The 13,854-nt window shown below is 60.6% G+C and carries 13 protein-coding genes and 2 pseudogenes; 9 read left to right on the forward strand and 6 right to left on the reverse strand.

The window, feature by feature from the left end:
* From ccoO to GVL52_RS30950, 9 genes and pseudogenes are all read left to right on the forward strand, one after another.
* Nucleotides 1-753, forward strand: coding sequence for a cytochrome-c oxidase, cbb3-type subunit II (gene ccoO, locus GVL52_RS22400; protein ID WP_160011169.1), 753 nt, complete (start codon nucleotides 1-3; stop codon nucleotides 751-753).
* A gap of 9 nt (nucleotides 754-762) precedes the next feature.
* Entirely contained in the window at nucleotides 763-933 is a 171-nt protein-coding gene (locus tag GVL52_RS22405; protein WP_159952709.1) for a cbb3-type cytochrome c oxidase subunit 3, read from the forward strand.
* The gene (gene ccoP / locus GVL52_RS22410; RefSeq protein ID WP_160011171.1) at nucleotides 924-1,805 is read left to right on the forward strand and encodes a cytochrome-c oxidase, cbb3-type subunit III; all 882 of its coding nucleotides are present in this window, start codon (nucleotides 924-926) and stop codon (nucleotides 1,803-1,805) included. The genes GVL52_RS22405 and ccoP overlap by 10 nt, the downstream gene beginning before the upstream one ends.
* Nucleotides 1,805-2,002, forward strand: coding sequence for a hypothetical protein (locus GVL52_RS22415; protein ID WP_159952711.1), 198 nt, complete (start codon nucleotides 1,805-1,807; stop codon nucleotides 2,000-2,002). Before ccoP ends, GVL52_RS22415 begins: the two co-directional genes overlap by 1 nt.
* A gap of 13 nt (nucleotides 2,003-2,015) precedes the next feature.
* Nucleotides 2,016-2,822, forward strand: coding sequence for a DUF2189 domain-containing protein (locus GVL52_RS22420; protein ID WP_160011173.1), 807 nt, complete (start codon nucleotides 2,016-2,018; stop codon nucleotides 2,820-2,822).
* A gap of 26 nt (nucleotides 2,823-2,848) precedes the next feature.
* A complete protein-coding gene (locus GVL52_RS22425) occupies nucleotides 2,849-5,083 on the forward strand; it encodes a heavy metal translocating P-type ATPase (protein ID WP_244619253.1) in 2,235 nt (744 codons plus the stop codon).
* Entirely contained in the window at nucleotides 5,080-5,232 is a 153-nt protein-coding gene (gene ccoS, locus GVL52_RS22430) for a cbb3-type cytochrome oxidase assembly protein CcoS (RefSeq protein WP_159952713.1), read from the forward strand. Before GVL52_RS22425 ends, ccoS begins: the two co-directional genes overlap by 4 nt.
* 45 nt (nucleotides 5,233-5,277) lie before the next feature.
* On the forward strand, nucleotides 5,278-5,622 hold the full coding sequence (locus GVL52_RS22435; RefSeq protein WP_160011175.1) for a hypothetical protein: 345 nt from the start codon (nucleotides 5,278-5,280) through the stop codon (nucleotides 5,620-5,622).
* 81 nt (nucleotides 5,623-5,703) lie between these two features.
* Nucleotides 5,704-5,926: pseudogene (locus GVL52_RS30950) on the forward strand (helix-turn-helix domain-containing protein); the annotation flags it as partial.
* An 84-nt stretch (nucleotides 5,927-6,010) separates the two neighbouring features.
* On the opposite strand, the pseudogene GVL52_RS30955 reads toward GVL52_RS30950, so the two are convergent.
* The 6 genes and pseudogenes from GVL52_RS30955 to mgtA all read right to left on the reverse strand — a co-directional run.
* Nucleotides 6,011-6,181 (reverse strand): annotated as a pseudogene (locus tag GVL52_RS30955) (oleate hydratase); the annotation flags it as partial.
* A complete protein-coding gene (arcC, locus tag GVL52_RS22445; protein WP_160011177.1) occupies nucleotides 6,159-7,220 on the reverse strand; it encodes a carbamate kinase in 1,062 nt (353 codons plus the stop codon). The gene arcC and the pseudogene GVL52_RS30955, both read right to left, overlap by 23 nt.
* 1 nt (nucleotide 7,221) lies before the next feature.
* Entirely contained in the window at nucleotides 7,222-8,223 is a 1,002-nt protein-coding gene (gene argF / locus GVL52_RS22450) for an ornithine carbamoyltransferase (protein WP_159952717.1), read from the reverse strand.
* 18 nt (nucleotides 8,224-8,241) lie between these two features.
* Nucleotides 8,242-9,474, reverse strand: coding sequence for an arginine deiminase (locus tag GVL52_RS22455; RefSeq protein ID WP_159952718.1), 1,233 nt, complete (start codon nucleotides 9,472-9,474; stop codon nucleotides 8,242-8,244).
* A 25-nt stretch (nucleotides 9,475-9,499) separates the two neighbouring features.
* Nucleotides 9,500-10,966, reverse strand: a complete 1,467-nt coding sequence (gene arcD, locus GVL52_RS22460) for an arginine-ornithine antiporter (protein ID WP_159952719.1) — start codon at nucleotides 10,964-10,966, stop codon at nucleotides 9,500-9,502.
* A gap of 229 nt (nucleotides 10,967-11,195) precedes the next feature.
* Entirely contained in the window at nucleotides 11,196-13,808 is a 2,613-nt protein-coding gene (gene mgtA / locus GVL52_RS22465) for a magnesium-translocating P-type ATPase (protein WP_160011179.1), read from the reverse strand.
* Between the last annotated feature and the right edge of the window lie 46 nt (nucleotides 13,809-13,854).

Here is a 13,854-nt window from a genome sequence, read left to right on the forward strand (position 1 = left end):
ATGCCGGAACTGATGCACAGAAAGCTTGAACGATCTGCGACGGGTTTCATGCTGGCAATCATTGCCGCTGCAAGTGTCGGCGGGATCGTGGAAATCGCCCCGTTGTTCACGATCGACGATACCGTCGAAACTGTAACAGACATGCGCCTTTACACCCCTTTGGAATTGGCCGGACGTGATATTTATGTGCGCGAAGGCTGTTATGCCTGTCATAGTCAGATGATCCGCACGTTGCGAGATGAAGTCGAGCGCTACGGACCTTATTCGCTCGCCGTGGAATCCCAGTATGATCACCCGATGCTGTGGGGATCAAAAAGGACCGGTCCGGATCTCGCCCGTATCGGAGGTAAATACTCCGACTTCTGGCACGTGGCGCATCTCACCAACCCTCGAGACGTCGTACCGGAATCGAACATGCCGTCCTATCGATGGCTTGCGACGACGCCCCTCGACCTCACGGACCTGCCTCTTAAACTGCGAGCACAAAAGGTAGTCGGGGTGCCTTACACCGACGAGATGATTTCGAATGCGTCGCGAGATGCGTATGGACAGGCATTGCCGGATAGCGAACAGGCGTCGGGCGTCAGCGAAAGATACGGCGAGGCGACACAGATTTCGGCGTTCGATGGAGTGACCACCAATGTTACCGAGATGGATGCCTTGGTTTCGTACTTGCAGGTTCTTGGACAGCTGACGAAAGCCGCATACGAAACCACCGCCGCGCCCGAACAGATGCCCAACCCGAACGATTGAGAGGACGAGATGGACGTCAGTCATGACACGCTGGTCGAAGCGGCCAAGACATGGGGCCTGTTCTATCTGATCGGCTTCTCGATTTGTGTCGTCATTTATACCTTCCTTCCTTCCAACAGGTCGCGTTTCGAGCGCGCCGAAGAGCATGTCTTTGACAAGGAGGATCGCCCGTGGATGTAGAAGAGGTCGATCCGGTCAGCGGTCGAAAAACGACCGGACACGTTTGGAATGGAATCAAGGAGCTCGATACCCCGATCCCCAGGGGCGTTTTGCTGTTCCTCATTGTGACGCACGTTTTTGCCGTGCTGTGGTGGTTCTTGATGCCCACCTGGCCCTTGGGAGCAACCTACACGAAAGGCTTGCTCGGCTCCGACCAGAAAAGCACCGTCGAGGAAACCTTGCGTGACGCCAACGCCGCGCGCGTACCCTGGAGCAAGCAGATCGAAACGATGTCCTACGACGAAATCCGCGCCGATGAGCAGCTGATGGTGAAGGTCCGCTCGAACGGGCATCAGCTTTTCGGTGACAACTGCGCAGCCTGTCACGGCAGGGATGGCAAAGGCGGGCGAAATTATCCTGACCTCACCGATGACGATTGGATTTGGGGCGGCGGTCCTGAACGAATTGCCCAGACATTGACGGTGGGCGTCAATTCCCGGCATCCTGACAGCCGGGTCGGACAGATGCCGGCTTTCGGCCGAGACGAGATGCTGGACCGTCAACAGGTGTCGGACGTGGCCGCCTACGTTCGAGCCTTGAGCGATCCTTCGACATCCACAGCGGCCAATATCGCTCAGCTGGACAAGGGGCGGGAAGTTTTCGTTACGACATGCGTCGCCTGTCATGGCGAGAATGCCAAAGGAAATCCGGAACTCGGAGCACCAAATCTGACCGATCAGCACTGGATTTATGGCGGCAGCCTCCAGACGATCATCGATACGATTCACGGCGGGCGCCAGGGGCACATGCCGACATGGGACGAGCGGCTCACCCCCGTGGAAATCAAGGTTCTCGCGCTCTACGTGAACGCCCTGGGCCAGAAGGAACCGTGATGGCCAGCATTTTACCTGAACCCGTCAAACGATCGGTATCGGTGTGGGTCGTAGTGGCTGTCGTCGGCTTGGTCCTGATCGGCGCCAATGCTCACTTGGCGTATGTCGCCTTTTCCAGTCAACCGGACTGCGTGGTGCATCTAAAGGACAAGGGCGAGGCGCCCGGAAAATTTCGCGCTGCCAAATCGGCATGTTGAGCAGGAGACGACGATGGCCGGCAGAGAACATTCCCCCGTATTGATTTCCGAGGTCTCGGATATCGAGGAGACGCGTAATATCAGGTGGAAACGAGATCTCTCCTGGGCGGCACCCTTGCGATGGCTTTCGTTGGGCTGGAAAGATCTCTGGACGCGACCTGTTCCAAGTCTCCTGTATGGGGTGGCTGTGTGCGCCGCCTCCATCGTTTTCATTGTCTATATGTTCGATACCGGCAGGGATTATTTCCTGTTTCCTGCACTGGCCGGGTTTCTCATCGTCGGACCGCTGGTGGCAGCGGGCCTTTATCTCAAAAGCCGCAACATCGAAAGCGGGACGCAGGTAACCCTTCGAACCATGCTGGCTGTTCAGCCGCTCGCCGGTGCACAGGTCTTTTTTACCGGAATGATTCTGGTGATGCTGATGATGCTTTGGATGAGGGCCGCGGTTCTGGTGTATGCCCTTTTCTTCGGGATACAGCCCTTTCCAGGCCTGCCACAGGTCCTTCACATACTCATCACGACTTCGACCGGCTGGGCCATGCTCGTCGTAGGGAGTATCATTGGATCGCTGTTTGCCGGTTTCGCGTTCGCGATAAGCGTCTTTTCCATCCCGATGTTGCTCGATCGTCGGATCGATACGATCACTGCCATGGCGATCAGTACCGCAATGGTCTGGAATAATCTGCGGCCATCCTTGATGTGGGGTGCCATCGTGCTGGCGCTCTTCCTCGTCAGCATCGCAACGGGTTTGATCGGATTGATTGTTATTTTTCCGTGGCTGGGTCATGCGACATGGCATGCTTATCGAGAGATGCGGTAGATATCATGGCTTGTTGCGGCTCGCCCATGGGACCGACAGATGCGGTAACGGCGCAAGCCTGCAGCGCCGATGAAATGGCGATTGCAAGCAAATCGCTCGCGAACGGGCTGCAGCAATCCGTGTTGTCCGTTCCTGCGATGCATTGTGCCGCATGCATAGGAGCGATCGAGAAAACTCTATCGAAACTCGGGGGGGTCAGCCTTGCGCGGGCGAACCTTTCGACGCGCACGGTGACTGTGAACTGGACCATGGTCGAGGGTCAGCCGCCAGCCATGGTGGAAGCTCTCGCAGCAATAGGCTTCGCCTCACACCCGCCAGCGAGTGAAATTGAAACGGATGAAGGAGTGCACACCGGGCTCGTCAGCCGTCTGGCCGTCGCCGGATTCTGCTCGATGAACATTATGCTTTTATCCGTATCAGTATGGGCAGGTGCGGATCCTGCCACGCGACAGGCTTTCCATTTGATATCTGCGATACTGGCTTGTCCCGCGGTGCTTTATTCCGGCAGCGTCTTCTACATGTCCGCTGCGCAAGCGCTGGCGCATGGTCGGGTCAACATGGACGTGCCCATAAGCCTGGGCATCATTTTGTCATTCATGCTCAGTCTCTACGATGCGCTGACCGATGCCCCTCATGCATATTTCGAGGCGAGCACATCGCTGGTTTTTGTGCTGCTGATCGGTCGCGTGCTGGACAATACGATGAGACGGAAGGCAAAATCTGCCGTCGCAGCCTTGGCTCGTCTCTCTCCGCGCGGCGCGAACCTGGTGACCGAAGCCGGGACGATTGGCTATGTCGCACTCTCGGATATCAAAGCTGGAATGCGGCTGCTTGTCCCTGTCGGCGGGCGATGCCCGGTCGACGGGACGGTCGCAGAGGGAGAATCGGAGACGGATGCTTCCCTCGTCACGGGCGAAAGCCGCTGGAAAAGCGTCCGTCCCGGTAGCGACGTGCGCGCCGGCGAGTTGAACATAACGACCGCCTTCATTGTCCGGGCCTCCGTCGATGCCTCGCAGTCCCTGATTTTCGAAATGAGCCGCATGCTGCAGGAGGCTGAGGACGGTCGCTCGCGTTATCGCCGCCTTGCAGACCGGGCGGCCGGGCTTTATGCGCCGGTCGTGCATTCGGTATCTGCCTTGGCCCTTGTCGGCTGGCTGATCGCCACGGGAGACCTGCACAAGGCTCTCACGATCGCCATCGCAGTCCTAATCATCACCTGTCCTTGTGCACTCGGTCTCGCCGTTCCCATGGTGCAGGTCGTCCTTGCTCGTCGTCTGTTCGAACGAGGCGTCATGGCCACAGATGGGTCCGCTTACGAGAGGCTGAATGAAATTGATACCGTGATATTCGACAAAACTGGCACGCTGACCACCGGTCAACCGGCATTGCTGAACGGAAAAGCCATTCCCGACGAGCATCTCATTCTGGCGGGATCGTTGGCGCAGGTATCCGACCACCCAATTTCGCTGGCGATCCGAACTGCTTTCGCAAAGACGGGTTTAAGGACAGGCACATTCACGAACGTCGTCGAAAAACCCGGCCTCGGGATAGAAGGCTCAAATGATGGTCATACGTATCGTCTGGGCCGCTGCGACTGGGCTGTAGCCGATGGCGAGGCGAAGGCATCGACGGTCTTGTCGAGAAACGGGCAATCCATCGCCTCCTTCCAGTTCGGAGAAACCATCCGGCCCGGCGCTGTGGAACTTGTGCAATTTCTGAAGAGAAACGGAAAGAATGTCGCGGTTTTCTCCGGAGACTCGCAATCCGCCGTGAAAGCCATCTCGCAACAGGTCGGGATAACCGATTACACTGCCGGTCTCCTGCCGGGTGAGAAAGTTGCCGGCGTTCAGCGCTTGCAGGATCAAGGCAGGAGGGTCCTGATGATTGGAGACGGCATCAATGACGCGCCAGCACTTAAGGCAGCCCATGTGTCCATGGCCCCCTCGACAGCCAGTGACATCGGACGCAGTGCGGCTGATTTCATATTTTTGGCCGACAGCTTGTGGCCGGTGACCGATACGATTGACGCTGCGAGTCGGGCGCATACGCTTATCCGGCAGAATTTTGCCCTTGCTGCGCTCTACAATCTTATTAGTCTGCCTTTCGCCCTTTCGGGCCTCGTGACACCGCTTGCGGCTGCCATCGCCATGTCTACATCATCCATTATAGTCGTAGCCAACGCACTTCGCTTGCGTGCCGTTCCAACCAAAGTTCTGGGCGAATGGCAAATGACCCCGGTACCCAGGGAGGCTGTAGGTTGACCGCGTTGGAGGTACTTGTTCCTCTTTCTGTTGCAATGGGTGTTGTCGGCCTGGCTGCATTCCTGTGGTCGATGCGCAACAGGCAGTATGAAGACCTGGATGGCGCGGCTGAAAGGATACTTCTCGATGACAATGATGAGCCTGGCTGAGTGATCGGTTAGTTGTGTCGAATAAACCGGTAAAGAGAGGATGATATGGTGGTCAATGATACGGAGGTTCCAAAAACTGGCAGCCGGAACGGTCACGATGCTTTGAGGCGAGTGGTCGACCCGTCTGATGCCGTCACGGGCATGGGCTTCATTTTTGGACTGGTTGGGGCTGTGATGGGCATCGGAGCCGCGATCTATCTGTCCCCAAGCATTGCTTGGAGCCTGATAGGCTATTGTTTGCTGGCAGCACTGGCGGGAGGCTCTGCCGGTGTCGTTACTGGCGGGATGATCGGCGCGGCTATGGCGGTTTTGCGGGGTGTCACCCAGTCCCCGATGACGCGACGCACTGTGGACCTGCAAGATCGATCGATACCTGATAATCCCCAATAATACGGCTCCTCACTGATTTTGACTCTTTTGCTTCCCAAACCGCGATGAATCTGAATCTCTGGCGCAAACCGGACGTTTGCGATGGGAGCAGCGATTTCATTACGGGCAGACTTCAACGCGGAAGGTCGTCGGCGTCTCGCTCGTCGGAGCAAGCATGCAGCTCAGGCGCGCCGACTGCTGGCGCTTGCCCTGATCTATGACGGAGGTTCGCGCTCGGATGCGGCGCGGCTAGGCAATGTCACGCGTCACATCGTGCGGGACTGGGTCATGCGGTTATGCGACTGGCCCTGACGGGCTGGTCGATGGCAAGGCTCCTGGCCCCAAGTTGCTGCTGGGTCGGATGTGTTGAAGACCGGCAAATACTTGATGCGCTATGGTTGGCAGCGGGCATGTGCCCGTCGCGGATCAGGTAGAAGGCGGCCGCAAGTCCCGCGATGCCACCGCCTACTATCCATGCCTTCCGCTTTTCGATGCCGACGATCGGCAGCGGGCAGGACCGCTGATAGACGCCGGCCATGTCGGGCGGCGGCAGGGTGTTATCCGGGCTGTTGTGCCACCAGGTCCGCGAGGGCATCCGGCCCCTGTTTTACGGCGCGGGCCGGCTGCGGATAGATCGGTTTGCTCGTGTCTTCGGACATGGCGGCCTCTATCGCGGACGAGTTTCGGGACCGGGAGGAATGCGTGGCCGGATAGTCTTCTGCGACGCGTGTGCCCGCGCGGCCGTTCAGAATGGCGACCGCGTCTTCCAGCCGACCGATCCCGCTAAAACCGCCGCACTCCGCAAAATTACCCGCGGCGGCGACCTTCGGCCCCATCGACCCAGCGGGCACACCGAGCGCGCGGGCCTCTTCCGTCGTCAGTTTCGGGATCGGCGCGGCGCTGTCGCTGCCGAAATCGCGATAGACTGCATCGACATCGGTCAGCAGCAATAAGGCATCAGCCCCGAGCTGACGGGCAAGCAAGGCACTCGCTGCGTCCTTGTCGATTACCGCCTCGACACCGATCAGGCTGCCATCGTCGCGCCGCACGACGGGGATGCCGCCGCCCCCGGTGCAAATGACGATGACTCCCTGATCCAGCAAAAGCTGGAGGACCTTAAGATCGGGAATCTCGACGGGCTTCGGCGACGGCACGACCCGCCGCCATTTGTCGCCATCGGCGGCGATCGTCCAGCCGGCGGCCGTTGCCCGCGCTTCCGCCTCGTCCTTCTCATAGACGGGGCCTACGAACTTCGTCGGCTTGGCAAAGGCCGGGTCGCGGCTATCCACCACAACCTGTGTCAGGAGCGTTGCCACGGGGCGGTCGTGCCCCAGGGCATTCTCAAGTTCCTGCTCGATCATGTAGCCGATCATGCCTTCGGTTTCCGCACCGAGCACATCGAGCGGATAGGCCTCGTTCGGCCTGTAGGCTGCGCCCTGCAGCGCCAGAAGGCCGACCTGCGGGCCGTTGCCATGGGTGACCACAAGACGGTGGCCCGCTTTCACGATCGCGGCCAGCGCCGCGGCGGCCACTTGAACGTTCTGCCGCTGCGCCTCGGCGGTCAGCGGCTCGCCGCGTTTCAACAGGGCATTGCCGCCCAAGGCTGCAACGACCAGCATCTCAGGCTCCCAGCGTGGCGACGAGCACCGCCTTGATCGTGTGCAGGCGGTTCTCCGCCTGGTCGAAAACGATCGAGGCCGGGCTTTCGAACACCTCCTCGGTCACCTCCATCGCATCGAGGCCGAACTCAGCCTTGATGTCAGCGCCCACGGTCGTCTCGGTGTTGTGGAAGGCTGGCAGGCAGTGCATGAACTGCGCCCGCGGGTTTCCCGTCTTCGCCATCAGCGCGGCGTTCACCTGGTAGGGTGTCAAAAGCGTGATCCGCTCCGCCCATTTCTCCTTCGCCTCCCCCATCGAGACCCAGACATCGGTATAGACGAAATCGACGCCCTTCACCGCGGCATCGATATCCTCGGCGATCATGATCCGCGCGCCGGTCTCGACGGCGATCACCTGTGCCTCGTCCTGGATCGCCTGGGCAGGCCAGCAGGCCTTCGGCGCGCACAGCCGCACATCCATGCCCATCTTGGCGCCGCCGATCAGCAGGCTGTCGCCCATATTGTTGGACGCATCGCCGATGAACACATAGGAAACCTGATGCAGCGGCTTTTCGACATTTTCCTGCATAGTCAGAAAGTCGGCGAGGATCTGGGTGGGGTGAAATTCGTTCGTCAGGCCGTTATAGACCGGCACACCGGAATATTTGGCGAGCTCCTCGACGATCTGCTGGCCGAAGCCGCGGTATTCGATTGCATCGTAGATGCGCCCGAGAACCCGTGCCGTGTCCTTGACCGATTCCTTGTGCCCGATATGGCTGCCGGTTGGCCCCAGATAGGTGACGCGTGCGCCCTGGTCATAGGCCGCCACCTCGAAGCCGACGCGGGTGCGGGTCGAATCCTTTTCGAAGATCAGGGCAATATCCTTGCCCTGCAGCTTGGGAACCTCGGTTCCGGCGTATTTGGCGGTCTTGAGGTCGGCGGCGAGCTTCAGCAGGAAGGCGATCTCGCGGGGCGTGTAGTCGCGAAGCGTGAGGAAGCTGCGGTTCTTGAGATTGAAAGCCATGGTAATTACCCCTTGAGATCAGATCGCGTCGCGAATAGTCGGGCAGCTCATGCAATGACCGCCGCCGCGGCCACGGCCGAGCTCGGCGCCAGGAACAGCCAGAACCTCAATGCCCACGGCCTTCAGCGCGGCGTTGGTGTCGTCGTTGCGGTCGTATCCAATCACCACGCCGGGGCGCAGCGCCAGCACATTGTTGCCGTCGTTCCATTGCTCGCGGGCACGCTCTTCGTCGGTGGAGCCGCCGGTGGGCACGATCTGCAGTTTCCTGTAGCCAAGCACCTCTGCGACGATGTCAAAGATCGGGCGCGGGTCGTGGCGGAACGACAGCGGCGCCCCGCCTTCGCCCGGACGGATATCATAGCACATCAGTTCGTCCGCGACCTCCTTGAAGGTCGTAACCACATCGCCGCCGCACAGGGTGAAGACCGTATCCAGATGCATGGCGGCCCGCGACTTCGGAATGCGGAATGCCAGCACGCGGTCGACCACGCCCTTGGCAAACAGCGCCTCCGCCAGCTGACCGATCCCCTGCGGCGAGGAGCGTTCTCCCATACCCACAAGCACGGTGCGGTTGCCGACCGGCATCACGTCGCCGCCTTCCAACGTCGCCAGCCCATGCTCCTTGGTCGGGTCGCCCCAATGGATCTCCACCTTGCCGGCGAATTTCGGATGGAACTTGTAGATCGCCGTGTTGAGCAGCGTTTCCGGCCGACGGGCCGGCCAGTACATGGGATTGACCGTCACGCCGCCGTAGATCCAGCAAGAGTTGTCACGGGTAAAAAGCGCGTTGGGCAAGGGCGGCAGGATCAGTCCGTGATGGCCGAGATAGCTGCCGAACAGGCCGGTCGGCTTGAACGGAAGATCATCCGCTGCCAGCCCGCCGAGCAGATATTCGGCCAGTTTGGCGCCGGGCAGTTCATCCATCCAGGCGCGCAGTTCCTCCATCATGCCGACGCCGACCTGATCCGCATTGACGCGTTGGTCAAGGACCCAGGCCCGGCCGTCTTTCAGATCCAGCGTTTCGGCCAAGAGCACGTTGACATCGAGCACCTCTACGCCGTCGTCGCGCATCAGGCCGGAAAAGACGTCGTGGTCCTTCTGGGCCTGCTTGACCCAGAACACGTCGTCGAACAGTAGTTCCTGGCAATTGGAGGGCGTGAGGCGTCGATGGGCGAGACCGGGGCGGCAGACGATCACCTGCCGCAGCTTGCCGGTTTCGGAATGCACGCCGAATTGTGAAGTTGCGTTCATCGCAATGTTCCCACGTTCGAGACGGTTACAGGGCGCTGATCGCGCCGGTCCACATCAAATAGCCGGCAATCGCCGCCGCGATCACGATGCCGAGGCCGATGAGGGCTTCGATGCCGGAAAAGGCTTTCTCGCCGCGCGCATGCCGCGCCCACCAGTAGACCGGAACCCCCACGGCATAGAGCAGCGCGCACATGAAGAGGTAATTGGGACCGGCGGCATAGATCAGCCAGACGCCATAGCACGTGGCGAGCGCCCCGGTGAACATGTCGCGACCCCGTCCCTCGCCTGCCCCGTAACCTTCACCAGTGACGGCGAGTTTCAGCGCATAGGCGCCGGACAGCACGTAAGGAACCAGAATGGCCGCCGAGGCGATGTAGAACAGCGCGAGATAGGTCGAGTTGGCGTAGAAGGTGACGATCAGGAAGATCTGTACCAGGATATTGGTGATCCACAACGCCCCGGCCGGGGAACCGTTCTTGTTTTCGATCGCGAACACGTCCGGCAGAATGCCCTCGCGGGCCGCGCGGTATGGGATTTCAGCCGCAAACAGCGTCCAGCTCAGGAACGCGCCGGCGACCGAGACGACGAGCCCGATCCTCACCAAGACGGAACCCCAGGGCCCGACGACCTGCTCGAGGACGTTCGCCATGGAGGCGGCCGCCGGCAGCCCCGCAAGCTCCGGCTGGGTCATGATGCCGAACGACAGAAGCGAGACGCAGAGATAGACGCCAAGCGCGATCACAAAGCCGATGATCGTCGCGCGGCCGATATCGGCGCGCTTTGCGGCACGGCCGGAGACGACGCTTGCGCCCTCGATGCCGATGAAGACCCACAGGGTCACCAGCATCGTGCTCTGGACCTGGGCCATGACACTGCCGAGATCAGGCGTTGCCACGCCCCACAGATCCAGATCGAACTTGGGAAGATTGAAAGCGAGCAGCACCACGACGATGAAGATCGCGATCGGGGCCAGCTTGGCGATCGTCGTCACGACATTGATGATCGCCGCCTGACGGATGCCCATCAGGACGAGCGCATGGGTCGCCCAGAGCACGATCGACGCCCCGACAATCGCCTGCGTCGTGTTTCCTTCCGCCCCGAAAGCCGGATAGAAATAGCTTAAGGCCCCGAAGATCAGCACCACGTAGGACACGTTGCCGATCCAGGCGCTGAGCCAGTATCCCCAGGCGCTGTTGAAGCCGACGAAGTCGCCGAAACCGGCGCGGGCATAGGCGTAGGGACCGGCATCGAGCGCCGGCTTGCGGGTCGACAGCCCCTGGTAGACGAAGGCCAGGGCAAGCATGCCGATGCCCGTGATCAGCCAGCCGATGATGACGGCGCCCGGAGACGCCCCCTTGGCCATGTTCTGCGGCAGGCTGAAGACGCCTCCGCCGATCATTGAGCCGACGACGAGAGCCACGAGCGGCAGCAGGCCTAGCTTGTCGGATATCTTTCCAGATTTGGGTGTTACAGCAATATCCGCGACAGTCATGTTCGTGCTCCTTCGGTAGAGGAATTTTCCGAAGGCGTTCGTCAGCCTTCCGGTTACGCAACGCATCCAGAAGGATGCGGCAGAGGGCACGCTTGGCGCGAGACGTTTGCCCGCTTCGCTTGAGATAGTGTTAGTGGCTGCGCCGCTTGAGCGGCTTGATGCATATCAAAATGCGAAAGAAATCGGCCCGCAAACGCCCATTCTGCTCCCGGGTTTTCGCCGGCGCCGTTCAGCGGGCTTGTACAGTCTGAATGCCCTTAACTTGCCGCCGGCCTTCGTGCTTAAAGAACCATTGCTTGGTCGCTTCCGATGCGAGCAGATACAGCAGCGTGATGACGAGAATACCGGCCATCACGAAGGGCGGCAGCGGTACGAAGCCGAACCAACCGGCAAAGGGCAAATAGGGTGTGGCGACGGCCAGAAGCAGGGTGGCGAGGCTGAGCCAGGCGAGCAGGCTGCTGGGGCGGCTCAGCCAGAACGCCTTGCGGGTGCGTATAACGAAGACGATGGCAAGCTCGGTAATCAGTGACTCCACGAACCATGCCGTCTGAAACGTCTCCGCGCTCGCCTGCACGACACCAAGCAGGAAGCCGAAGGTGATGAAATCGAACAGGGTGCTGACGAGGCCGAAGCTCAGCATGAAGCGGCGGATATAGCCGATATCCCAATGCCGTGGCGATTTGGTCTGGTCGATGTCGACATTGTCGGAGGCGATCGCCAACGAGGGAAGGTCGGACAGGAAGTTGTTCAATAGGATCTGCTTGGCGAGCAGCGGCAGGAACGGCAGGAACAGCGAGGCGAAGGCCATGCTGATCATGTTGCCGAAGCTGGCGCTGGTGGTGATCGAGATGTATTTCATGGTGTTGGCGAAGGTCTTGCGGCTGTCGTCGATCCCGGTCAGCAGCACGCCTAGATCCCGTTGCAGGAGGATCATGTCGGCGGCTTCGCGCGCCACGTCGACCGCGCTTTCCACCGAGATGCCGATATCGGCCGTGTGGAGCGCAGGCGCGTCATTGATGCCGTCGCCGAGATAACCGACGGTATGGCCGCGCTGACGCAGCGCCGCGATGATGCGCTCTTTCTGGTTCGGGTCGATCTCGACGAAGAGATCGGTTTTCGGCGCAAGGCCGAACAGCGCTTCCTTCGTCATGTGCGAAAGCTCTTCGCCCGTGATCATGCCATGCGCCTTCAATCCGACTGCCGCAGCCAGATGCTGGGCGACGTAGCGGTTGTCGCCGGTGATGACTTTGATGCCGATGCCGCGCGCGGCCATTGCCTTCAGCGTCTCCGCAACCCCCGGCTTGGGCGGGTCTAGGAAGAGCAAGAAGCCCGCGAAGGAGAGATCGGCTTCGTCCGAGCGGCCGTAGGACGGCTTTCGAGGAATATGGCGGATCGCCAGCGCCAGCACCCGATACCCCTCCGCGCTCCACGCCTTGAACCTCTCCTCCAGCGCATTGCGTCTTTCGTCATCGAGCGGGGCCGTCCCGGTTTTCGTCAGGACCGATGTGCAGGCGGCGGTGACGTTCTGGACCGCGCCCTTGCAGATCATCAGGTCGTCCTGCTCGGCGTCCTTGCACACCACCACCGAGAGCGATTTGCGCACGAAATCATAGGGGATTTCATCGACCTTGGCATATCCGGCGATATCGCCGCTCCCGGCGGACGCGGCGGCGATGGCTTCGTCGAGCGGGTTCTTCAATCCGGTTTGCAGCATGGCATTCAGCCGCGCCAACAGCATCACGTCGGCCGATGCCGCGCCATCGGTATCGAAGTAACCGTCCAGATGGATGACGCCTTCCGTCAGCGTCCCGGTCTTGTCGGTGCACAGGATATCCATGCTGCCGAGGTTCTCGATCGCTTCCAGACGCCGAACGATGACACCGTTGCCGGCCAGCGTCCGGGCGCCCCGCGCTAGCGTGACGCTGATGATCGCCGGCAGGAGTTCGGGCGTCAGGCCCACGGCGAGCGCCAGCGAGAACAGCAGGGAATCGATCAGCGGCCGCTCCAGCAGCAGGTTGGCGACGAAGACTAGGACGACAATCACCAGCATGATCTGCGTCATCAGATAGCCGAAGCGGCGGATGCCGGCCGCGAATTCGGTCTCGGGCGTCTTGCGCTGGATGGCGGCGGCTATGCCGGCGAATTCCGTCCGGTTGCCGGTCTTGACGACGAGCACGCTTGCCGTGCCGCTGCGCACCGACGTGCCGGTGAAGACGACGTTGCTGCGGTGTGACAGTCCTGCATCCAGAGCCGTCTCGCCGGGTGATTTCACCATCGGAAAGGTTTCGCCCGTCAGCACGGCCTCGCTGACGTTGAAATCGCGTGCCTCCAAAATGACGCCATCGGCTGCGATCAGGCTTCCTGCCGATAGTCTGAGGATGTCGCCGGGGACGATCTCTTCCGTCGGGATGTTGGTTTCCGCACCGTCGCGCAGGATCGTAGCCTTGGCTGAAATGCGCTTCTTCAGTGTGTCCATCGCCTTCGAGGCGCTGTACTCCTGGGTGAAGCTCAGCATACAGCTGGCCAGCACGATCACACCGATGATCAGCGCTTCCTCACCTTCGCCGACGACGGCCGAGACAATCGCCGCGAAGATCAGGATCAAAACCAGCGGGCTGTAGAACTGCCTCGCAAAAAGCCGGAGCGGCGTCGCGCCGCCCTCGCTGGTCAGACTGTTTCTCCCGTCCCGGGACAGGCGGGCGCGCGCCTCGTCGGAGGAGAGCCCTCCTGTGGTCGCCTGCAGTTCGATATTCAGGTCGGCGACAGGCCGTGACCAATAAGGAGCAGAGGGGGCGGCATCGTCTGTAAGCGACGATGACGTGACAAGTCCGGATGGTTGCATCGCTTTTTCCTCGTCGCGATTGCAAGGACCGTAGCGCGACACTGCG

Source organism: Rhizobium sp. 18055, assembly GCF_902706285.1.
GTDB lineage: Bacteria > Pseudomonadota > Alphaproteobacteria > Rhizobiales > Rhizobiaceae > Rhizobium.

Coding starts and splice junctions, on each gene's coding strand:
- ccoO (WP_160011169.1), top strand. CDS start 1: ATGCCGGAACTGATGCACAGAAAGCTTGAACGATCTGCGACGGGTTTC.
- GVL52_RS22405 (WP_159952709.1), top strand. CDS start 763: ATGGACGTCAGTCATGACACGCTGGTCGAAGCGGCCAAGACATGGGGC.
- GVL52_RS22415 (WP_159952711.1), top strand. CDS start 1,805: ATGGCCAGCATTTTACCTGAACCCGTCAAACGATCGGTATCGGTGTGG.
- GVL52_RS22420 (WP_160011173.1), top strand. CDS start 2,016: ATGGCCGGCAGAGAACATTCCCCCGTATTGATTTCCGAGGTCTCGGAT.
- GVL52_RS22425 (WP_244619253.1), top strand. CDS start 2,849: ATGGGACCGACAGATGCGGTAACGGCGCAAGCCTGCAGCGCCGATGAA.
- GVL52_RS22435 (WP_160011175.1), top strand. CDS start 5,278: ATGGTGGTCAATGATACGGAGGTTCCAAAAACTGGCAGCCGGAACGGT.
- arcC (WP_160011177.1), bottom strand. CDS start 7,220: ATGCTGGTCGTTGCAGCCTTGGGCGGCAATGCCCTGTTGAAACGCGGC.
- argF (WP_159952717.1), bottom strand. CDS start 8,223: ATGGCTTTCAATCTCAAGAACCGCAGCTTCCTCACGCTTCGCGACTAC.
- GVL52_RS22455 (WP_159952718.1), bottom strand. CDS start 9,474: ATGAACGCAACTTCACAATTCGGCGTGCATTCCGAAACCGGCAAGCTG.
- arcD (WP_159952719.1), bottom strand. CDS start 10,966: ATGACTGTCGCGGATATTGCTGTAACACCCAAATCTGGAAAGATATCC.
- mgtA (WP_160011179.1), bottom strand. CDS start 13,808: ATGCAACCATCCGGACTTGTCACGTCATCGTCGCTTACAGACGATGCC.